This is a genomic window from Amycolatopsis sp. NPDC047767, assembly GCF_040704195.1.
In the GTDB taxonomy this organism is placed as follows: Bacteria; Actinomycetota; Actinomycetes; order Mycobacteriales; family Pseudonocardiaceae; genus Amycolatopsis.
The window spans coordinates 122990-144490 of record NZ_JBEYSJ010000016.1 but is presented as its reverse complement, the minus strand read 5'-3'; the positions used below and the strand labels follow the sequence as shown (position 1 = coordinate 144490).

Annotated in this window: 19 protein-coding genes; 9 read left to right on the top strand and 10 right to left on the bottom strand. The window is 70.9% G+C overall.

Features of this window, described 5'->3' with window-relative positions; translation table 11 throughout:
- Positions 1-29: 29 nt before the first annotated feature.
- The 4 genes from AB0878_RS27465 to infA all read left to right on the top strand — a co-directional run bounded on the left by AB0878_RS27465 (position 30) and on the right by infA (position 3344).
- Positions 30-1457 carry an FGGY-family carbohydrate kinase gene (locus tag AB0878_RS27465; protein WP_366583123.1) on the top strand — a complete coding sequence of 476 codons (1428 nt, stop codon included), beginning with the start codon at positions 30-32 and terminating at the stop codon, positions 1455-1457.
- A 25-nt stretch (positions 1458-1482) separates the two neighbouring features.
- Positions 1483-2163, top strand: coding sequence for a prolyl oligopeptidase family serine peptidase (locus AB0878_RS27460; protein WP_366583122.1), 681 nt, complete (start codon positions 1483-1485; stop codon positions 2161-2163).
- A gap of 187 nt (positions 2164-2350) precedes the next feature.
- Positions 2351-3133 (top strand): GNAT family N-acetyltransferase, encoded by a 783-nt coding sequence (locus tag AB0878_RS27455; protein ID WP_366583121.1) that lies wholly within the window; start codon positions 2351-2353, stop codon positions 3131-3133.
- Positions 3123-3344, top strand: coding sequence for a translation initiation factor IF-1 (gene infA / locus AB0878_RS27450; RefSeq protein WP_220243541.1), 222 nt, complete (start codon positions 3123-3125; stop codon positions 3342-3344). The genes AB0878_RS27455 and infA overlap by 11 nt, the downstream gene beginning before the upstream one ends.
- A gap of 126 nt (positions 3345-3470) precedes the next feature.
- Here infA and AB0878_RS27445 read toward each other — a convergent pair whose 3' ends face one another.
- From AB0878_RS27445 to AB0878_RS27435, 3 genes are all read right to left on the bottom strand, one after another.
- Complete coding sequence (locus tag AB0878_RS27445; RefSeq protein WP_366583120.1) at positions 3471-4196, bottom strand: zf-HC2 domain-containing protein; 726 nt, start codon at positions 4194-4196, stop codon at positions 3471-3473.
- Entirely contained in the window at positions 4197-4736 is a 540-nt protein-coding gene (locus AB0878_RS27440; RefSeq protein ID WP_285973083.1) for a sigma-70 family RNA polymerase sigma factor, read from the bottom strand.
- A 311-nt stretch (positions 4737-5047) separates the two neighbouring features.
- The gene (locus AB0878_RS27435; protein ID WP_366583119.1) at positions 5048-6238 is read right to left on the bottom strand and encodes a S1C family serine protease; all 1191 of its coding nucleotides are present in this window, start codon (positions 6236-6238) and stop codon (positions 5048-5050) included.
- A gap of 357 nt (positions 6239-6595) precedes the next feature.
- Between AB0878_RS27435 and AB0878_RS27430 the strand changes: the two genes are divergently transcribed.
- Complete coding sequence (locus AB0878_RS27430; protein WP_366583118.1) at positions 6596-8065, top strand: aldehyde dehydrogenase; 1470 nt, start codon at positions 6596-6598, stop codon at positions 8063-8065.
- A gap of 1246 nt (positions 8066-9311) precedes the next feature.
- Here the strand turns inward: AB0878_RS27430 and AB0878_RS27425 are convergent.
- Together AB0878_RS27425 and AB0878_RS27420 are read right to left on the bottom strand one after the other, a co-directional pair.
- A complete protein-coding gene (locus tag AB0878_RS27425) occupies positions 9312-9452 on the bottom strand; it encodes a hypothetical protein (RefSeq protein WP_366583117.1) in 141 nt (46 codons plus the stop codon).
- A 775-nt stretch (positions 9453-10227) separates the two neighbouring features.
- Positions 10228-10644: a DUF5709 domain-containing protein gene (locus AB0878_RS27420; protein ID WP_366583116.1), complete on the bottom strand. Its 417-nt coding sequence runs from the start codon at positions 10642-10644 to the stop codon at positions 10228-10230.
- A 121-nt stretch (positions 10645-10765) separates the two neighbouring features.
- Between AB0878_RS27420 and AB0878_RS27415 the strand changes: the two genes are divergently transcribed.
- From AB0878_RS27415 to AB0878_RS27405, 3 genes are all read left to right on the top strand, one after another.
- On the top strand, positions 10766-11857 hold the full coding sequence (locus AB0878_RS27415; RefSeq protein ID WP_366583115.1) for a VanZ family protein: 1092 nt from the start codon (positions 10766-10768) through the stop codon (positions 11855-11857).
- A 270-nt stretch (positions 11858-12127) separates the two neighbouring features.
- A complete protein-coding gene (locus AB0878_RS27410) occupies positions 12128-12610 on the top strand; it encodes an MFS transporter (protein WP_366583114.1) in 483 nt (160 codons plus the stop codon).
- A gap of 416 nt (positions 12611-13026) precedes the next feature.
- On the top strand, positions 13027-13248 hold the full coding sequence (locus tag AB0878_RS27405; protein WP_366583113.1) for a hypothetical protein: 222 nt from the start codon (positions 13027-13029) through the stop codon (positions 13246-13248).
- Positions 13249-13829: 581 nt separating this feature from the next.
- Here AB0878_RS27405 and AB0878_RS27400 read toward each other — a convergent pair.
- From AB0878_RS27400 to AB0878_RS27390, 3 genes are all read right to left on the bottom strand, one after another.
- Positions 13830-14675 carry a discoidin domain-containing protein gene (locus AB0878_RS27400; RefSeq protein ID WP_366583112.1) on the bottom strand — a complete coding sequence of 282 codons (846 nt, stop codon included), beginning with the start codon at positions 14673-14675 and terminating at the stop codon, positions 13830-13832.
- A 12-nt stretch (positions 14676-14687) separates the two neighbouring features.
- Entirely contained in the window at positions 14688-16268 is a 1581-nt protein-coding gene (locus AB0878_RS27395) for an alkaline phosphatase D family protein (RefSeq protein ID WP_366583111.1), read from the bottom strand.
- A gap of 341 nt (positions 16269-16609) precedes the next feature.
- A complete protein-coding gene (locus AB0878_RS27390; protein ID WP_366583110.1) occupies positions 16610-16993 on the bottom strand; it encodes a peptidase inhibitor family I36 protein in 384 nt (127 codons plus the stop codon).
- A 287-nt stretch (positions 16994-17280) separates the two neighbouring features.
- Between AB0878_RS27390 and AB0878_RS27385 the strand changes: the two genes are divergently transcribed.
- Entirely contained in the window at positions 17281-18744 is a 1464-nt protein-coding gene (locus tag AB0878_RS27385; protein ID WP_366583109.1) for an AlkA N-terminal domain-containing protein, read from the top strand.
- Positions 18745-19539: 795 nt separating this feature from the next.
- Here the strand turns inward: AB0878_RS27385 and AB0878_RS27380 are convergent.
- Together AB0878_RS27380 and AB0878_RS27375 are read right to left on the bottom strand one after the other, a co-directional pair.
- A complete protein-coding gene (locus AB0878_RS27380) occupies positions 19540-20364 on the bottom strand; it encodes an isocitrate lyase/phosphoenolpyruvate mutase family protein (RefSeq protein WP_366583108.1) in 825 nt (274 codons plus the stop codon).
- Between the two features lie 62 nt (positions 20365-20426).
- Complete coding sequence (locus AB0878_RS27375; protein WP_366583107.1) at positions 20427-21443, bottom strand: alcohol dehydrogenase catalytic domain-containing protein; 1017 nt, start codon at positions 21441-21443, stop codon at positions 20427-20429.
- Positions 21444-21501 lie beyond the last annotated feature (58 nt).

The following is a 21501-nucleotide window of genomic DNA, read 5'->3' as shown; positions in this document are numbered from 1 at the left end:
ACCGTAGCGGGATTTGATACATCTCTCCCATGAACGACAACCAGGTGGTCCTGGGCATCGACATCGGCACCACCGCCGTGAAGGTCGCCGCGTTCGGCCTCGACGGCCGGGCGCGCGCCGTCCGCAGCGGCGCCTACCCGATCACCCGGCCGCGCCCCGGCTGGGCGGAGCAGGATCCCGAGGACTGGTGGCGCGCCACCGTCACCGCGATCGGCGCCGTCCTCGCCGAGCTGCCGGACGTCGTCATCAGCGGCGCCGGGATCGTCAGCCAGGTCAACACCCATCTGCTGGCAGAAGAAGACCTCACCCCGCTGACACCTGCCCTGATCTGGCAGGACCAGCGGTGCGCGGCAATAGCCCGGGAACTGGACGCGCGCTTCACCGCCGAGGACAAGGTGCGGATCTGGGGCGGGCCGGTGGCGCTGGACGCGTCGTTCGTCGGTGCGCGGGCGGCGTGGTTCGCCGAGCAAGAGCCGGACAAGTGGGCGCGGGCGAGGTGGATCCTGAGCCCCAAGGACTTCATCGGCGCGCGGCTCACCGGGCGCGTCGCGACGGACAAGCTGTCCGGCGTCCGGGTCGCTGGCGCGCAGGGCTATCTGCCGGAGGCCGTCGCGCTCGTCGACGGGCTGGGTGAGCGGCTGCCGGAGCTCCTCGAGCCAGAAACGCCGCTGGGGCCGGCGAAACACCTCAACGGCGCGCCCGTCGTCGTGGGGACCATGGACGCGTTCGGCGCGGTTTTCGGGACGCGCACGACGGAGCCGGGCCGCGGCATGATCTCGTGCGGCACGTCGCTGGTCGTCGCGGGCGCGTCCAATCACGGTGCCGCCCAGAAGGGCATCGTGACGTTCCCGCCGCGCGGCGACCTCTTCGTCCACGCCGGTCCGACGCAGGCCGCGGGCGAGGCCGTCAGGTGGTGGGCCCAGGCGTCGGGACAGACGGTGCCCGACGTGTTCGCCACAGCGGCCGACGGCGAGGCCGGGATCGTGTTCACCCCGTACCTGCAGGGCGAACGCGCACCGCTGTGGGACGCCGACGTGCGGGGCAGCTTCCTCGGTCTGAGCTCGTCGGCGACGCGAGCGGACCTCTCGCGCGCGGTGCTGACGGGCGTCGCGTTCTCCGCGCGGCACGTGCTGGAGAAGGTGGAGCAGGCGTGCGGTTTCCGGCTGCCGTCGCTGAGCTTCTCCGGCGGCGGCGCGCGCAGCGACCTGTGGACCCAGCTGCACGCCGACGTCCTCGGCCGTCCCGTCGAGCGCCTCCGCGTGCACGACAGCGCCGCGCTCGGGGCCGCGCTGCTGGGTGCCGTCGGCGTGGGCCTGCAGCCGGACGTCGAAACGGCGGCCGCCGCGACCGTCGCCGTGGAGCGCGTGTTCGAGCCGCAGACGGACCTGACGCGGCTGTACGAGGCGTACCGCGCTTCGTACGAGGGGCTCGCGAAGGTCCACGAGCTGCTGAAGTGAACCTCATCCCTGGTGTAATGAAGGAATGAGGACGATCCGCTACGGCGCCGAACCCAGCCAGTTCGTCGAGCTGCACGGCGACAACCCCGCGCGCGGCACGGCTTTCCTGCTCCACGGCGGCTGGTGGCGCGCCCAGCGCGACCTGCACCTGATGGACGCGCTCGCCGCCGACCTCGTCGCCGCCGGCTGGCTCGTCGCGAACCTCGAGTACCGCCGCATCGACGGCGACACCGGCGGCTGGCCCGAGACCCTCGACGACGTCCTCGCCGCCATGGCCGCCGTCCCCGTCGCGGAGAACCTGCCGACGATCGCGGTCGGCCACTCCGCCGGGGGCCACCTCGCGCTCCTCGCCGCCGCGTCCGTGAAACCGTCCGCCGTCATCGGCCTCGCCCCGATCACCGACGTCCCCCGCAGCGCCGCCGAAGGCCTCGGCGAGGGCGCCGCGAGCCTGTTCCTGCCGTCCCCGGACCCGGCCGCCTCGCCCCTCACGCGCCTGCCGATCGGCGTGCCCCAGCTGATCGTCCACGGCGACGCCGACGTCCGCGTCCCGATCGACCACAGCCGCGTCTACGTCGAGGCCGCCCGCGCCGCCGGCGACGACGTCACCTTCACCGCGCTCGCCGGCGTGGACCACTTCCGCGTGATCGAGCCCGCCGACGAACCCTGGCAGCACGCCCGCACCTGGCTCACCACCAGGTTCGGCTAGGCGCACGAAATTCAGTAGGCACGCCGCCGTCCTGCCGCTATCGTTCCGGGGACCGTGACTCGACGCCGGGAGGTGAGACCCATGAACGCTGTTTCGATGTGGGTGCTCCCCTCGTCGTCACGGTCGGGCGACTGACGTAGGGGTTGCCGGGAGCGCCTTGATCAGGCACTCCCGAAAGGTGACCACCATGAACACTCTGCGTTTCACCGCGGGCGAACCCGCGGTGGAGATCACGCGCGTCGCGCCCCGGCTGTGGCACGCGCTGGACGACGACCGCGTCACCGGCCGCGCCGAGGCGACCACGCGCCCCGACGGCCGGGTCTTCCTCAGCGTCGACGCCTGGCACCGCTCCGTTTTCGACCAGCTCGTCGGCGCGATGCTCGCGACCCTGCCCCAACCGCTCCACACGGTGGTCGACGAAACCGACCACGAACTGCTGGCCGCCTGGCGCGAAGCCGGCTTGACGATCCGGCGGCGCGAGTGGGAGTACGTCGTGCCCACGCGCGTCACCGGCCCGGCCCTGCCACCACCGGGCGTCACCCTCGTCCCCGCGGGCGCCGCCGGAGAAGGCCCGCTGCGGGAGCTGGACCGCGTCGTCCGGGCCGAGGTCGAAGCGGCCGTCGGCTGGCACGAGATGCCGGCCGAGGTGCTGGTCCGGCCCGGCGACACGATCGTCGACCCGACGAAGTACGCCGTGGCAGCCGAAAACGGCGAGTACGTGGGCCTGATCCGGGTGGTCCAGCTGACGCGCCTGCCCCGCATCGGGCTGGTCGCCGTCCGTACCTCCCGGCGACGCCGCGGCATCGCCCGTGCGCTGCTCGTCCATTCACTCGGCGTTCTGCACCGGGCGGGGATCGAGACGGCGTCGGCCGAGGTGAACGAGGCCAACGAAGCGGCGACGGCGTTGTTCGAGGGCCTCGGCGCCCGGCGGAGCAACAGCACCCTGGAGCTGGTGCGCCATGGCCGGTAAGGGCGGGATCGAAGTCGAGGGAACCGTGGTGGAGTGCCTGCGCGACGCCCGGTTCAAGGTCGAGCTGTCCAACGGGCACCACGTGCTCGCCCACATCAGCGGCAAGATCAGGAAGAACTTCATCAAGATCGTGCCGTACGACCGGGTCCTGGTGGAGCTGAGCCCGTACGACCTGAGCCGGGGGCGGATCCTGTTCCGGTACCGCAACTAGGGCGGCGGCGTTCCCGTCGGCGGCCGGGCACCTGCGCGCCGGCCGCCGCGGGACCGTCCGAAGTGGACCCCCCCGCTCCCGGTTTGCCCGAACACACCACGGGCCGGGGCAGGAAGCGCCCGAAGGTCAGACGTTCGCTTCCACGAACTGGTGGCCCTCGGTATTCTCGACCACGATCGAAGCGACCTGAGCGGGGTCGACGAGGGCGGAACCGTTGAGGTCCGCACCGTCGTGGACCGCCTTCGGGGACACGAGCCAGCCGCCGGCGATTTCGCGGTCGCCGTTCTTGCTGACGACGATCAGGCGGCACTTCTCCCCCGCCGGAATGCCCGTCACGGCTGCCTCGACGCGAACCCAGCCGGCGGCCGGGACGATGCTCGCGGTGAGCCGCGTTTCGCCCGAGGTGCCGCTGAGGAACTTCGTGCCGGGCACGGTGCTGGACGCGGTCGTCGGCACGGGTGCGGGCGGCGGCGGAACGGCGACGGCCGGGCCCGCGGGCGACCCCGCCTTGCCCACTACGACACCGACGCCCATCGCCGCGGCGGCAACCACGACGGCGGCCGTCGCGGCCAGGAACCGGCCCCGGCCGGCGGAGCTGCGCGCTTCCGAACGGACCTGGCGCAGCGTGCGCTGCAGCAGCAGGTCGCCGCCCTCGGGCGGGCCGTCGAGCAGCGCCTCGGGCGGCACTTCGCCCAGGAACTCCTGCATCTCGCGCAGCGACTCGACCTCCGCGCGGCAGTCCGCGCAGCCGGCGAGGTGCGCCTCGATCGTCTGCTTCTCCTCCGCGGAGACGTCACCGGCGACGTAGCCGGCGAGGTCCGCGTGCTCGGGGAACTCGCTGAACCCGCTCATCTACGCCGCCCCCACCCGCTGATCCGCGAACTTCTCCCGCAATGCCCGTAGACCGTAGTACGACCGGGATTTCACCGTGCCCGCCGGGATTCCCAGCTGCTCGGCGGCCTCGGTCACCGTCCGGCCGTGCAGGTACATCTGTTCCAGGACTTCGCGGTGCTCGGGCGAGAGGCCTTCGAGCGCCGACAGGACCACCATCGAGTCCACGACGTGGTCGGCGTGGTCGTGCTCGACCGGACCGGTCGTGGGCGACTCCGCGACCTCCGCGGGGCGTGCGTCCCGCGCGCGGACCTTGTCGATCACCAGGTTGCGGACGACGGTCAGCAGCCAGCCGCGCACGGAGCCCTTGCCGTTGACAAGGCTGTCCGGGTTGCGCCAGGCGCGCACCAGGGCCTCCTGCACCACGTCTTCGGCGGCCGCGCGGTCGTTGAGGAGTCTCGTGGCGTAGGCGAGCATCGCCTTTCCGTGCTCCTCGAACAACGAGCGGACGAGCGCCTCGTCGGCCACCTGTTGGCGGTGACGAGTCCTCAACCCGGCCATTCCGGACCACCCTCCCCGAACCGGCAAGATCACCCTTGCCCTGCTGCGCAGAACTGTAGGACAGCACCCGAGGCCGTCCACACGAGGTGCTCCGTCCGCGACCACCACCCACAGTGGCCGCTTCGCACCCCGCGACAGTCAACCCTTCCCCTGAACGGACGATTGCCATCACCGGGGGCAACCGACACCTTCGGCCACGGACGGTGCCCGTTCGTCCCCTGCCGGACCGGTTTCGGCGCGCTCGCCGACCTCGCCATCACGCTCGGTGACGAGGGCGACCCGGGCGTCCGACCGGTCCCCGGCGGCCGCACTCAGCCGATCGGACCACTCACCGGGACCAGCGTCACCGTGGCCGTTTTGCCGCCTTGCCCGGCGACCGTCACCCGCAGTTTGTCGCCGGGGTGGTGGGTGTCCATGAGGGCGATCAGTGCCGTCGCCGAGGTGACCGGTTTGTCGTCGATGCCCACCACGAGCAGGTTGGCCTTCAGGCCCAGCTTGGCCGCCGGCCCGCCCGCGACCACGGACTTGATGAGCGCGCCCGTGCCGTTGCCGCCGTCGACCACGGTGAGGCCGATGAACGCGCTGGGTCCGATGTGGATGGTGTCGGACGCCTTGCGCTCGAGGATGCGCTTCGCGATGTCGGCGGCCTCCGTGATGGGGATCGCGAAGCCCTCGTGCGGGCGCAGGCCCTTGTCGAACACGTACCCGGCGTTCGCGGCCGTGTCGACGCCGATCACGCGGCCCTGGGTGTCGGCGAGCGGTCCCCCGGAGTCGCCCGACTGGATGTCGGCGTCGACCTGCAGCAGGCCGGTGAGGGTCTCGGTGGCGCCGGTGACCTCGTCGGCCGCGGTGACCTGCTGGCCAAGCCGCGTGACCTTGCCCGGCGACGCGCTGGGCGGCCCGCCGAGGCCACCCGCGTTGCCGATGGCGACCACCCCGTCGCCGATCTCGACCGCGCCGGATTCGCCCAGGGTGGCCGTGACCAGGCCGGTCGCGTCTTTCAGCTTGAGCAAGGCGATGTCGTGGCTGCGGTCGTAACCCAGCACCGTGGCGTCGTAGCCGCGGCCGTTGCCGACGTCGGTGACGTGCATCGCGGTGGCGCCCTCGACCACGTGGTTGTTGGTGAGCACCAGGCCGTCGTCGCTCAGGACGATGCCCGTGCCCGCCGCGCCGCCGCCCTCGAGGCCGAGCTCCACGTCGATGTCCACCACAGCGGGACTCACCTTCGCGACCACCGACGCGACGTCGAACGCCGCCTGCACCCGCACCGGGGCCGCCGCCGGCGCGGGCGGCGCCTTCGGGCCCCACGCGTAGTGCCCGACCGCGACGCCGACGAGCGCCAGCAGCACCACCAGTCCGAGTGAGATCAGCACGGCGCGCAGGGGGTGCTTGCGCTTCGGCGGCTCCTGCGGGTCCGGCGGCGGGGCCGGGACCTGCGGGAGCGCCTCTTGCTGCTGGTGTGCCCACGGCGCACCGAGGGGCGCGTCGGTGTTCTGGCTCATCTTCGGTTCCCTGCCGCTCGCATCGGACAGCACACGTGCATTGTTCACACCGCCTCGATCGGGGAACAGTACTGGCAGGCCCGCCGGGGTGTGGGTTACGTTCGAAGTGATCTTCCCAGCCTGCTCCTCTCACCAGGTCGGCCCACGCCGGCGGCTGTGCACTGGGATCACCGCCCCCGGCGCCCGACCGCCCGGCCGCCGGGAGTGCGGTGCGTTCACCGCACTCCCGGCGGCCCTGGTCCACGGCGCCCCTCTCGTCCTTTGTGGACACTTTCGCCGATCGGCTGAATCCGCGGGTCTGGTGCCTCCTCGGGTGCGGACGTACCGTCCGAAGCGAGACCCGAGGAGAGGTGGGCCATGCCCGAACACTTCAAGATGCTCATCGGCGGCCACGCCGTCGACGCGATCAGCGGCAAGACGTTCGAATCCCGCAACCCCTACACCGGCGAAACCTGGGCCGTGCTCCCCGACGGCGGGCCCGAGGACGTCGACGCCGCCGTGCGCGCGGCCCGCGCCGCCCTCGACGGCGAGTGGGGCTCCGCGACGGGCTTCACCCGCGCCGCGCTGCTGCGCCGGCTGGGTGTCCTGATCGGCGAGAACGCCGAACAGCTGGCCCGCCTCGAGGTCAACGACTCCGGCAAGCTCCTGCGCGAGATGCTCGGCCAGCTCACCACCCTCGGCGGCTGGTACCACTACTTCGCCGGCCTGGCGGACAAGATCGAGGGGCGGCAGATCCCGTCGCCCAACCCGAACTACCTCGTGTACACGAAGCGCGAGCCGGTCGGGGTGGTCGCGGCGATCACTCCGTGGAACTCGCCGTTGTTGCTGCTGACCTGGAAGCTGGCGCCGGCGCTGGCCGCCGGGTGCACCGTGGTGGTGAAGCCTTCGGAGCACGCGCCGACGTCGACGCTGGGCTTCGCCGCGCTGGTCACGGAGGCCGGTTTTCCGCCTGGTGTGGTGAATGTCGTCACGGGCCTTTCGCGCGAGACGGGCGCCTCCCTGGCCGGCCACCCCGGCGTGGACAAGGTCGCGTTCACGGGCTCGACGGCGACGGGCCGGGCCGTCGCGCGGGCAGCGGCGGAGAACCTCGTGAAGGTGACCTTGGAGCTGGGCGGGAAATCGCCTCAGGTCGTGTTCCCCGACGCGGATCTGGAGGCGGCCGCCAACGGCATCGTGGCGGGCGTTTTCGCGGCCACCGGGCAGACGTGCATGGCGGGCTCGCGGCTGATCGTGCACGCGGACGTCCACGACGAACTGGTGCGGCTGGTGGCCCGGCGCGCCGCCGCGATCCGGCTGGGCGACCCGACCGCGGCGGAGACCGAGATGGGGCCGGTGGCGAACGAGCCGCAGTATCAGAAGGTGTTGTCGTACTTGGAAACCGCGCGGTCTGAAGGCGCGACGGTCGCGTACGGCGGCGTCGCGGATCCCGGCCTGGGCGGGCTGTTCGTGCAGCCGACGGTGCTGACCGGCGTCACACCCGAGTCGACGGTGTATCGCGAGGAGGTGTTCGGCCCCGTCCTGGCCGCGCTGACCTTCACCGACGAGGACGAAGCGGTGAAACTGGCCAACGACACACCCTACGGCCTCGCCGGCGCGGTGTGGACCAAGGACGTGCACCGGGCCCACCGGGTCGCCGGGCGAATCCGCGCCGGGACGGTGTGGGTGAACGCCTACCGCGTGGTCTCCCCGTCGGTTCCCTTCGGGGGCTTCAAGAACTCCGGCCTGGGGCGGGAGAACGGGGTCCACGCGGTGGACGAGTACCTGGAGGAAAAGGCCGTCTGGATCGAGCTGACCGGAGGGACGCGGGACCCGTTCACGCTGGGCTGAGTCCCTTGTGGACTGTTGTTTTGCGAAAACCCCGTGCACCGGCCGGCCGGGCCTGGCAGGATCTTGCCGGTGCCCGGGACGATCGCCTGCGACGAGTCCGGCTCCGAGGGCGTCAACCTCATCGGGGCGAACACGGCCGTCTTCGCGCACGCCGGCGTCCGGGTGGGCCTCGACGCAGCCGCGGCTTGCGTCGGCGAGCTCCGGGACCGGATCGGCTCGCCGGCTCTGGAGTACAAGGCGAACCACCTGCTGCGCGCCAAGAACCGGGCCGCTCTGGTGTGGTTCCTGGGCCCGTCGGGCCCCTTGGTCGGCCGGGCCGGCGTCGTGCTGGTGGACAAGGCACTGTTCGTCACCGGAAAGGTGGTGGACCTCCTCGTCGACCGAGTGCCGTACCCGGACTGCCTCGCCCGCCGCCCGGACTCCCGGGCGCTGGCAGTTCATTTTGGGGGTTTGCGACTGTATGGGCCGCGGTGGGTTGAGTTCCTGCAGTCGTTCACCGCTTTGCTGCGGACCTCACAGCGACGTGGTCCGGGGCTGACGCCTGCGGAGTTCTTTGCTCAGCGTGATGTGTTGGGTTGGCTCGCCCAGGTGCCGCCGCACGGTGGTCCCCTGCCCACTGCTGTTTCGTCGGCGCCCCAGCCCGGCGGTTCCCTACCCAATGCTGTCTCGTCGACGCCACAGCCCGCCGCCCATTCACCGGCACGGCAGCGCGGATCGATCAGCATCGAGCCCCCGCTGGTCGCGCCTTGGCAACAACGCCAGTCAAACGACCCGGAGCACCCTCAGATCCGACCGGCGCAGCAGCCCGAGTCGCCCCACCTGCCGATCAACCCGCAGCAACGGCCCGAGCCGAACCACCCGGACCACCCGCAAATCCGGCCACCGCAACAGCCCGAGTCACTCCGCCCACCGATCGACCCGCGGCAACGCCACGAGCCAAACCACCCCGAGCACACCGAGGTCCCACCGCCCCAGCAGCGCGAGCCATCCCGCCCACAGATCAACCCGGAGCAACGGCCCGAGCCAAACCACCCGGGGCACCCGCAAGTCCGACCGCTGCAGCAGACCGAGTCACTCGACCCGCCGATCGACCGGCCGCCGGCGCGCGAGCACCTGACCGAGCTACGAGATCAGCTGCTCGCCGACCCATCGCTGGTACCACCACTCGACCCGCTGATGCCGGCCCTCGTCGACACGGTCGCCCACTGGCACCCCGCCACCGTCATCCACGACGAACAGCCCTCCCTCACCCCCGCACGCCCTCGCGACCCTCCTCGGCCCCACCCGCGACATCCACTTCGTCGACTCCCGCGCCGACCCGCGCGTCCAACTCGCCGACTTCCTGGCCGGCGTCACCCGCCGCCTGGCCGAAAACGCCCTGCACCACCGTGGGGACCCCGAGCTCACCGCACTCCTGCGCCCCTACCTGCTCCCGGCCTCGATCTGGGCCACGGAGCTGTGAAGGGCAGCGCGGTGGGGACTTTCGGACACTTCGTGAAGATCGGATCGGCCGCCCCGCAAGCGCCCGCCACCCGCCGCCGGCCGGCCGAGCGGTCCCTTCACGACGTCGTCAACTCCACAGAGTCACACCCGCCTGCGCAACGCCCGCCGGAACTCCACTCACCAATCCGAGCGATCGCGAAGGGACCGTTCACGACCGCCAAAGCAAGCCCACGACTCACCCTCAACCACTCGCCGAGACCCACCCAGCAACCCTGAACCCGTCACGAAAGGCCCCTTCGCGGCAGCCAGCCGCGAACCACCCCGACGCCCGCCTAACCGGGATCAGCAACCCGAGCGCGTCTCGAAAGGGCCGTTCGCGACGGTGACATCAGCCCGCCAAAGCTCCCCGAACACGTACCGGAACCGGTCACCCAGCAAGCACGTCGCGAGACGGCCGTTCGCGACGGCCAAGACGAGCCCACGAAGACACCCGGCCACCTGCCGAGGCCGGTCACCAACCCGAGCGCGTCTCGAAAAGGCCGTTCGCGACGGTGACATCAGCCCGCGAAACTTCCCCAACACGTGCCCAGACCGGTCACCGACCCGAGCACGTCGCGAAGGGACCGTTCGCGACTGCCCACGTCAGCCCGGCAAGTCACCCCCGGCCACCTGCCGACACCCGACTCGAGCACGTCGTGACCGGTCCGTCACCTCCCGGATCAGTCGCGGGGCGTGACGATGTGCACGGCGGCCTCTTCGGCGGACGCGGCGCCGCCGTCGATGCCGGCGTCGGAGGCGTAGAGCTCCTCGTCGGTGTCCGGGCCGAAGCCCGCGTCCTGGGCGACGAGGCGGCCCGCGCGGGCGTCGCCGACTTCGTCGTCGAGGAGTTCGCCGTCGGTGTCGGTGGTGTCGCCGAGGTCGTCGCTGTCGTCGTACGCCAGGTCCGGCAGCTCGCGCGCGAGGCGGCCCTCCCAGCTCTCGCCGGCGAGCTCCTCCGCGGCGGTCATGCCCCACTCGCGCACAGCCAGCGGCTTCTCCGGCGGCGAGTAGCCCTCGTCGTACGGGTCGCCGTCCTCGAGGGTGTCTTCGGGGTCGAGCACGCCGGTGTCGGCGTTGTCCTCGATGTCGTCGTCCACGAACGGCTCCTCTCTCCGTGCCCTCCGCGTGCAGATTACGCACCGCTGCCAGTGTCCCTCGAACGGTGGGTCCCGGCGAAGATCGCTACCCTCGGGCGCGCCTACGGAGGTGGAGGGGTCAGTGACACAGTGGAGCGGGCCGACGTTGCTGGCCCTGTTCGGCGGCTTCGGGCTGGCGTTCGTGCTGGTGGTGCCCTACGCCGTCCTCAGCTACCGCCGCCGCGGCGAGTTCGGCCCGGGACGCGCGATCGCGGCGTTGGGGTTCCTCGTCTACTGCTGCGCGTTGATCACGTACACGCTCGTGCCGACGCCCGTGGTCGACGCCGCCTTCTGCGCGAGCCACGAGTCGCTGCGCCACCCCGTCGTGAACCCACTGCAGTTCCTTTCGGACATGCAACAGTTCCACACGGGACTGCTCAGCAACCCGGCGCTGCGGCAGGTCCTGTTCAACGTCGCGTTGTTCGTGCCGTGGGGCGTGTTCATGCGCCGCCTCTACCGGAAGGGCCCGGCCTTCGCGATCGCCAGCGGGTTCCTCGTTTCGCTCTTCATCGAAACCACGCAGCTCACGGGCGTCTGGTTCCTCGTCGACTGCCCCTACCGCCTCTTCGACACGGGCGACCTCCTCTCCAACACCGCCGGCGCCGCGGTCGGCGCCCTGGTCGCCCCGGTGCTCGGCCGCCCCCACGAACGCCTCGACGCCAAGGCCCCCCGCCCCGTCCGCAGCGGACGTCGCCTGTTCGGCATGCTGCTCGACCTCATCGCGGTGACGCTGCTCGGCGTGGCGCTGAACGTCGCAGTGGTCGCCGTCCAGCTCCTGCGCGACCCGGACAGCCTCCGCGGGCCGGGCAATCCCGTCGTGAACGCGATTCTCGGCGAGTGGTTGCCCGCTTTGGTCTTGCTGTTGATGGTCCCTCTGGCCGGCAACGGCGCGACACCTGGGCAACGCGCGGTGCTCCTGACGGTGGTCAATTCTGGCGACGACAAGCCTTCGGCGCTGCAGATGGTGGCGCGGTTCGTCTTCGGGTCGGGCGGCTATTTCCTCGCCCTGGGCGCCGCGACGGCCAGCGCACAGCCTTCGACGTTCACCGGCGTGTGGATCGTGGTGAGCGGCCTGTTCGCCATCTTCACCCGCGGGCACCGCGGCCTGACGGGACTGTTGGCGGGGTTGCGGGTTGTGGATGCTCGCCGTGAGCGGGAGCGGGTTTCGGCCTGACTTCACCCGCGTGGCTTCGTGCCGTCCATCGGCCGCCGCAGTGATGTCTGTACCGCTACGCTCGATTCTCGCCCCGTCCGACGTTCGCCGCGAACCCGTTTCGGCGCAATCTCGCGTGGCTCGCCAGCGATCTCCACTCACGAGCTCCTCAGCCTCACCGAGCTGGTGAGGCCTGTGTAGGGCTCGGCCTGCCGCCCCTCGACCGCAGAGAGCGGGTTCCTGCGCACCATCGCGCCCGGCTCCACCACGACTCGGCGTAACCTCGCCCGCGTGGCGCGGCACATCCTCCAACGACACGCCGACTTCCGCCGGCTCTTCCTGGGTAACTCGGTGTCGCTGCTGGGTTCGAGTGTCACCACTGTCGCGCTGCCGCTGGCGGCCGTGCTGACGCTGCACGCTTCGTCCATCTACATGGGACTCCTCGGCGCGGCGGCCCTCCTGCCACACTTCCTGCTCGGGCTGCCCGCCGGTGTCTGGGTGGACCGTCTGCCGTACCGGCGGCTTTTGGTGACAGCCGACATCGCGCAACTGCTGCTCATCGGCTCGATCCCTGTCGCCGCGGCGTTCGGGGTGCTGACCTTGGTGCAGTTGCTGATTGTCGCGCTTCTCGCCGGCGTCGCGAACCTCTTCGAAACCGTTGCGGCGCAATCATTCACGCCAGCACTGGTGCCACGCGAGGAACTCCTGCCCGCCAACAATGCGCTTACGTTAACCCTGGCCGCCGTGGGCTCAGTACTCGACGTGTCGTTGTAGTCCTTTGCGACGGAGCCGGGCGGTGAGGACATCGACACCTCATGTCAACTCGCGTCCCGCAGTTGTCCACAAGCCCCGTTCTCGTGGCCACAGTTGTCCACAGATTCCGAACTGGCCGATTTTCGGGGCCTGGCAACGGTAGACTGGGATGGGGACGCCCCCTTGGGAGGGCGGGGGTTTGTCTGGCGAGTCGGGGACGGGACTGCACATTGCGAGATCGAGCGCGCGGTCTGGCCGTTGCGACTTGGTGGCAATGGGGCCCCGACACCGCGCAAGTCCGTGCGGTGATTCGGCCGAGATGAGCGCGGACGTCCGCGATCGGGAGGGCATTCGCCAACACGGCCGGTCTGATCATCGCCGCGGGTAGCGCAGTCGCCGGCCAGGTGCTGCGCGGCGCGGGGCCCTCGCTCTACGGCGTGAACCAGCAGACTCTGCGCCAAACCCTCATCGCGCCCGACCTGCTTTCCCGCGCGACCGCGACGTGGCGGTTCCTCGTCTACGGCATGCAACCCCTGGGCGCACTCGCCGGCGGGCTGCTCGGCGCCGTGAGTCTCCGCGCCACCCTGATCACGGGTGCGGCGGTGATGGCCCTCGCGACTGTGTCCGCCGCGGGGTTGAGCCGGGTACGGGAGCTGTAGTCGAAGTATCCACCGCACTTGCCGGTCCCGGCAGCACTTCCCGAGTTCGCCGAGCCGTGTCGCCGAAGTCGCGGAAGCCGCACGTCCCCCGTTCAAAGCCTGTGCCGAGCGCAATCAACGCCTCTCGAAGGCGTCCGACTGGGCCGGGCCTGGCGCCTCTGACCCGTCAGCCGGAGTACGGCTCCAGCTTCGCAATCCGCGAACAAGAGCAACCGCGTCGACCGCCCGACTGAACCGGCTGCGGGAGCTGTAATCGCCGTGATTGCCTCGCAAATTCGGTTATCCAGCAATAGTTCTCGCGCTCGTCGAGCGCTATTGCCAAGTTCAAGGAAGCCACGCACCCCTGCTCACAGCCGGAGCCATGTGAAATCAACGCCTCCCGACGACGTCCGGGTGAGCCGGGCATGGACCCTCTGACCCGTCGGCCGGAGCAACCCTCCCGGCGAAGTGACTACCTCGCCGCGTTTGCCTATCCAGCAGCACTTCCCGAGTTCGCCGAGCCGTGTCGCCGACTTCGCGGAGCCCGACCCGAGCGAAATCACCCCGCCTGAACCCGAGCCGGGTCCAGCGCCTCAAACCCCTCAGCTCGAGAAAGCCTCCAGCTCCACGATCCGCGAATAAGCATGATCATTCGAATCCAAAGCCACAACCCGCACCCCATCGGCCTGCACAGCCGGGAACGTCGACGTCACCGCGCCCGAGGTGTTGCCGCGCACCGAGGCGACCGTGGTCCAGGCGCCGGCGATGTGGGCCTGGATGTCGAAGTCGCGGAGGCCGTACTTGGCGGCCGGGTACTTGGTGGAGTCCAGGGTGTCGGTGACGACGCGGCTGACCGCGGCAGCAGCGGGCAGGGTCACGGCGTAGGTGTCCGGGAACGCGGACTTCGTGCCGTCGTTCCAGCCGGTGGTGGTGGACCAGTGGTCGCCGTTCGCATCGCCGTCGACGGCGCCGCAGGGGGAGAAGCTGCCGTTGGTCGAGGAGGGCGTGGCTTGTTCGCCGAGGAGGAGGTTGTCGCCGGGGCCCTTGGGAGGTAAGGGAAGGACGTCGACGGGGACGGGCAAGTGGGCGCGGTCGGAGAAGAGGTCCACGGTGTAGTGGCCGGGGCGGGCGGAGCGCGGCACGGTGACGCCGACCCGGACCGACACCGGCTGGCCGACGGGAAGCCAGGACGAGAACACCCGCCGGTCGAGGGACAGCGGCCGAGGCGCGGAGAGCTCCATGTCCGCGTACACCGGGCCCTTGCCGTTGTTCGTCATGCCGACGGTGAGGGCGCTCGGCAGGCAGGGCAGGCCGACGACCTGGATCTGCGCAGGCGTGGCGGTCAGCTGCAAAGCGGGCGTGGCCGGGGTGCTCTGCGCGGCGCTCGCGAGTGCCACGCCGAGCACGACGGCAGCGCCGGCGGCCACCGCGAGGTGACGTCGCTGCATGGGGAACTCCTGTCAGTGGACGTGGATGGCGGGGACGCGGTCTTCGACGGTGAGCTTCGCGCGCGTGGTGACCTTGCCGTCGCGGATGGAGACCTTGTCGACCACGCGGTAGTCGGCGGTCCACTCGCGCGGGGTGACCTCGCAGCGCACGTAGCCGCGCTGGAAGTTGCCGAACTTGACGTGCGGGTTCTCGTCGAGGATCGTCTGGCCGCCGGCGTCGAGGTCCATGCCGTCCTGGCCCGACGTGATCGAGGTGCCGACGAACTCCGTCGCCACGACCGGCGAAGCCGGGTCCGCGTAGTCGGGCCGAAGCTCCGACGCGACGCTGCGGTGCAGGTCACCCGCGATGCTCACCAGGTTGCGCACCTTGCGGTCCTGCGCGCCGCCGAGGATGCGCTTGCGGGAGGCGACGTAGCCGTCCCACGTGTCCATCGGCACGAGCACGGGCGCGCCCGCGGCGGTGTCGAGCTGCGCGATCGCGGTCTGGTGCGCGAGCACCTCCCAGCGCGCGGAGTGCTGCGCCATGCCGTCGAGCAGCCACTTCTCCTGCGCCGCACCGGTGATCGTGCGGTTCGGGTCGAGCGAGTCCGGGTTCGGGGCCTTGGTGCCGTCGCCCGCGGCCTGGTCGTCGCGGTACTGGCGGGTGTCCAGCACGTTGAAGCGGATCAGGTCGCCGTACTGGAAGCGGCGGTACATCTGGATGTCCGGCCCGGTCGGCAGCTGCGAGACGCGCACGGGCTGGTGCTCCCACCACGCGCGGAACGCGTTGGCGCGCCGCACGAGGAACTGCGCGACGGGGTCGTTGTTCTCGGAGATGTCGCCGGCCCAGTTGTTCTCGACCTCGTGGTCGTCGATCGTGACGATCCACGGCGCGGCGGCGTGCGCGGCCTGCAGGTCGGCGTCGGTCTTGTAGAGGGCGTAGCGGCCGCGGTAGTCGTCGAGCGTCGTGGTCTCGCGCTGGAAGTCCACGGCCATGTCCTGCTTGCGCAGGCCGCCGTCGGCGCCCACGCCGTACTCGTAGATGTAGTCGCCGAGGTGGAACACGACGTCGTGGTCCTTCGCCGCCATGTCGCGGTAGGCGGTGTAGAAGCCCTCGTACCAGGCCTGGCAGCTCGCGTACGCCAGCGCGACGGCGGGCACCGACTGGTGCGCGGTCGGCGACGTGCGGGTGCGGCCGACCGGGCTGGTGTGGCCGCCGACGTGGAAGCGGTAGAAGTAGTGCCGCCACGGCCGCAGCCCGCGGACGTCCACGTGCACGCTGTGGGACTCCTCGCGCCGGGCGAGCGCGTTGCCCGAGCGGACGACCCGGCGGAACCGCTCATCCTCGGCGACCTCCCAGCGCACCGACACCGGGCGGTCGTTCATGCCGCCGAACGGATCGAGCGGCTTCGGCGCCAGGCGCGTCCAGATCACCACCGCGTCGGGCAGCGGGTCGCCCGAGGCGATGCCGAGCGTGAACGGGTAGCCGGGCACGCGGTCGGTGTCCACGGTGGTGGCGCCGGAAGCGGTGATGCCGGGCAAGGTGCCGGCGAGCGCCAGCGCGGCGGCGGCTCCCGTGACGGTGAGGAACTTGCGTCGCGTCGGGTTTTCCACGTCGCTCCGATCCAGTGCGGTCCCGGCGGTCGTGCCCGCGGGAGGGCGGACGGCCGCACAGGTGCGGCACGGTGGTTGTGCTCACCGTCGGCGGCTTCCCCAGTCGCTTCTTCGCCGGTGGAGCGGGTGGTGACACGTCTCAACACGGGCCGGTTCGTGCGTGGTTCGTCCCGCGCTGGGCACGTTATCCGGGTCCCGGCGCGCCGTGAACGATCACGGGGGTGAATTCGAGCTGAAGTCTGGGGAAGGTTGTCGGCGGTAGCGCTGAGTGACCATCGGAGACGACAAATAGTGCCACCGGAATTGTTTTCCGGTGGCACTATTTGTGGTTTTTTTTCAGATCAGACGAACAGTGCGCAGCTGGCCTTGTTGTCGAAGTTGTTGTTCGAGAAGTCGGTGTCCACCGAGTTCTTCTTGGCCTCGTAACCCTGGTTGCCGCCGCAGTCGGCGGCGTCGTACAGCTTCACGACGTGGCTGGTGTTGTTCTTCATCGAGCTGGCGCCGTTGGTGACGAAGCCGTTGCCGCCCGCCCACTTGGTCTTGGACAGGTCGATGGCGCCCGCGCGGTAGGCGAACTCGACGTGCTGACCCTTGTAGTCGTCGTCCTCGAACAGGCAGAAGTGCCCGGACGCGCAGGTCCCGGCCGCGCCGGCGGACGGGGCCAGCGCGAGCATCGAGCCGGCGCCCACGAGCACGCCGAGGACCAGCGAAATGTGCTTCTTCATTCAATCGCCTTTCGGTGGAGAAAACCCGGCCGACGGACCGGATTCGAACAGGCGGGAACGTCCCCAGACGCGTATGGCGAACTTCCCCAGAATTCCCGCCAGTGCGAAAAACTATAGCGACTGCTCTTCGGTGCACACCGCCGAAGTGGTGATCGTCACCGACCAGCCGGTATGGTGTTTCGGTGATCGGGAAAAAGTGAGGCATTACCTTCGCCGAGTGTGACGCTCGGTGGGGTGATGTCGCATTCCCGCCAGGTTCTGTCGGTGCCACCGGGCAGACTGGCGGGGTGTACGAGGACATCGAACGCTGCGTGCGCGCGGTGCAGTCGAAGGACGCCCGGTTCGACGGGTGGTTCTTCACCGCCGTCGTCACCACGGGTATCTACTGCCGCCCGAGCTGCCCGGTCGTGCCACCGAAGGTCGAGAACATGCGCTTCTACGGCAGCGCGGCGGCGGCGCAGACGGCCGGGTTCCGCGCGTGCAAGCGCTGCCGGCCCGACGTCACGCCGGGATCGCCGCTGTGGAACGAGCGCGCCGACGTGGTCGCCCGCGCCATGCGGCTGATCGCCGACGGGGTGGTCGACCGCGAGGGCGTGAGCGGGCTCGCGGCGCGGCTCGGGTACAGCGTGCGGCAGCTCGAGCGCCAGGTACACGCGGAGCTGGGCGCCGGGCCGCTCGCGCTCGCGCGGGCCCAGCGCGCGGAAACGGCGCGGCTGCTGGTCGAGACCACCGACATGCCGATGGGCGACATCGCGCACGCCGCGGGGTTCTCGAGCATCCGGACGTTCAACGACACCGTGCGGCAGGTGTTCGCCCTGACGCCGAGCGAACTGCGGGCGCGGGCGTCCGGCGCGCCGTCTTCGCCCGGGGCGCTGTGGTTGCGGCTGCCGTTCCGCGCACCGCTGTGCCCGGACAACCTCTTCGGCCACCTGGCGGCCACGGCCGTGCCGGGCGTCGAGGAATGGCGCGACGGCGCGTACCGGCGCACCCTGCGCCTGCCGCACGGCCACGGCCTCGTTTCGCTGGCGCCGACGCCCGACCACATCGCGTGCCGCCTCAGCCTCACCGACCTGCGTGACCTGTCGGCCGCCATCAGCCGCTGCCGCCGCCTCCTGGACCTCGACGCGGATCCCATCGCGGTCGACGCGCAGCTCTCCTCGGATCCGGCGCTGGCCCCGTTGGTCGCGAAGAACCCGGGGCGCCGGGTGCCGCGCACGACGGATCCGGAGGAGTTCGCGATGCGGGCCGTGCTGGGGCAGCAGGTGTCGACCGCCGCGGCCCGCACACACGCCGCCCGCCTGGTCACGGCCCACGGCACGCCCGTCGACGATCGCGAGGGCGGCCTCGGTTTTCTCTTTCCCACGCCGGCCGACCTCGTGGACCTGGATCCTTCGACGCTCGCGATGCCGCAGTCCCGCCGCCGGACGCTGCTGGGCCTCATCGCCGCTCTCGCCGCAGGTGACCTCGACCTTTCGCCGGGCGGTGACTGGGCTCGCGCCCGCGCCGAGCTGTCGGCGCTGCCGGGGTTCGGGCCGTGGACGGTGGAGACCATCGCGATGCGAGCGCTGGGTGATCCGGATGCTTTTGTGCCCACGGATCTGGGGGTGAAGCTGGCTGCTGCTGCTTTGGAACTGCCGACGTCGCCCTCCGCCCTGATCCGCCATGCGGCGGCGTGGCAGCCGTGGCGGGCCTACGCGGTGCAGTACCTGTGGGCGACGGGTGACCATCCGATCAACTATCTGCCCGCGTAGGTGTTTGTCGCTGTGGGGCGAGGAAATCCAGGACGGCCCCGGCGACGCAGAACGACCGACTCACCCTCCCAACGGCATCCGCCCAGAGGCGACAGCCATCGTCGGCCGGGATCATCGTGCCGGGGTGATCGGGCTCCACGACGGCGTTCCCGGCGGGATATTCCACGCCGGTTAGCCCCGCGTCATCCATGTCGGTCCGCGCCGGGCGAACCACGCTGCTCGATTCCTCGTGGTCCACGCGGTCCGAACCCGCATGATCCAAGCGACCCGGCTCCTCGGGATCCACGCGGTCCGCATCTCTGAGATCCGCGCGGTCGCGCCCCTCGGAATCCGCGCGATCCAAACCCACACGATCCCTGCGACCCGGCCTTTCCAGATCCACGTGATCCGTCCACCCGGAATCCTCGTGGTCCAAGACTGCCTGGTCGGCGCGGTTCGGCACCTCGTGATTCATGGGGCGCGAACCCGCGTGGCCCGCGCGACCCACGCCCGCGCGACCCACGCCCGCGGAATCCGCGCGGTCCGAAACCGCCTGATCCGCGCGGTGAGGTCCTCCGTAGGCGACACGGCCCGGAGTCGCACCCTCCGGGGTGAGGGCCCTCGGAGTACAGGCGATTCGAGCCCGCACGGCCACACGGTCCAGTCCCCCGAAATCCACGCAGTTCGAACCCGCGGGATCGGCATCGGGTGGTCCCACGTGATCCACGCGGTTCAGTATCGTCCCCGGCCGCCCGGGAGGGGTGAGGACAGAAGCGCGGGGCTACACGGCGCCCACCTCCGCGCAGTCGAAGGCCGTCACGCGAACAAGCCGTTCAGCGTGCCGAAGTCCATGGCGGAGGCCAGTTCGGCGTAGGTGCCCGCGTCGAGGAGTTCGCGGGTCGAGCGGAGGGCCGCGGCGTAGGCGGCCTGGGCCAGGGCCGTGCCGACGGTGACGCGGCGGACGCCGGCCGACGCGAGGTCTGCCACGGAAGGAGCGCCCGGGCCGGCCATGGCGGCGACGGGGAGCGGGGAGGCGGCCGTGAGCTCGCGGAGTACAGCCAGGTCCACCAGGCCCGGCACGAAGATGCTGTCCACGCCGGCCTCGGCGTAGGCGTGGGCGCGGGCGAGCACGTCGGCGAAGCGGCCCGCGGGCTCGCCGATGCCGAAGAGGTACACGTCGGTGCGGGCGTTGATCCACAGCTCCGGCAGGCCCGCCGAGGCGGCAGCCGCGCGGGCCGCCGCGAGACGCTCAGCCTGGACCTCCGGGGGGAACAGCGAGAGCGTGCCCGCCCGGGAGTCCTCCAGGTTGACGCCGACCGCGCCGGCGTCGATGACCTCGGCGACGGTGGTGGCGACGTCGGCGGGGTCCGGGCCGTAGCCGCCTTCGATGTCGGCCGTCACCGGTACCGAGACGGTGCGGGTGATCTGCCGCACGGCCGCCGTCATCTCGGAGCGCGTGAGACGCTGGCCGTCGCCGCGGCCGAGGGCCCACGAGACGCCGCCGCTCGTGGTGGCGATGGCCGGTGCGCCGGCGTGCTGGATGACAGCCGCGCTGCCGGCGTCCCAGGCGTTCGGCAGTACCAGCATCGGCTGGGTGTGCAGCTCTCTGAATGCCTTTGCCTTGTCCTGCAACGATTCCATGTGATCCCTCCCAGTCGGACTCGAACAAGGGAGGACGCTAGCAGCGGCCACCGACAAAAAGCTCAGGCCGCGAGGTCGAGGACGATCCGGAAGCGCGCCTGACCCGACATCATGCGCTCGTAGGCCTTCGGGGCGTCGGTCCACGGGACGATCTCGTTCATCGGCCGCACGCCGCGGGCCTCGGCGAAGGCGAGGCCGTCCTCGTTCTCGATGGCCGAACCGGTGAGGCTGCCGGCCACCGTGTGCGTGCCGAAGATCAGGTCCGCGGTGCCGATCGACAGCGGGTCGGGCGCCGCGCCGACGACCACCATCCGCCCGCGCGGCGCGAGCCCCGCGACCAGCGGCGACATGGACGCGCCGCTCGAGGCCGTCGCGACGATCGCCGCCGCGCCGCCCAGCTTCTGCAGCTCCGCGCCGGGGTCGGCGGCAGTGCTGTCGAGGTACTCGTCCGCGCCGAGCCGCATGGCCAGGTCGGCCTTGTCCGTTCCCCGCGCGATCGCGGCGACGCGGTAGCCCAGCGCCTTCGCGTACTGCACACCAAGATGGCCCAGCCCGCCGATCCCCTGCACCGCGACCAGCGAACCGGGTCGCGCGTCCAGCTTGCTCAACGCGCTGTACGTGGTGATTCCCGCACACAGCAACGGCGCGGCGTCCGAAGAGGACAGTCCACTCGGGATGCGCACGAGGCCGGCGGCGCGGGCATAGGCGTATTCGGCGTAACCGCCGTCGACGTGCGTGCCGGTCCACGGCTGGTCGGTGCAGTTGACGAAGTCGCCGCGGCGGCAGTACTCGCACTCGCCGTCCTGCCCGCCCAGGTAACCGATGCCGACGCGCTCGCCGACGTGCCACGCCCGCACCCCCTCGCCGACGGCGTCGATCACCCCGACGATCTCGTGGCCGGGCACCCGCGGCACATCCGGGTCGGCGCGCAGCCCGTCCACCGCGAGCACGTCGGAATGGCAGACGCCGCAGTACTCCACTTTGACCCGGACCTGCCCGAACGACGGCGCGACGAGCTCCCGCTCGCTGAGCGCGAACTGGCGGGTTCCGGTGACTTCCAGAGCTCGGTAAGTTGTCATGTCACGAATATGACCGGTCGTCTTAGTCACTGTCAAGCGCCGACCCCCGAATCAGGCA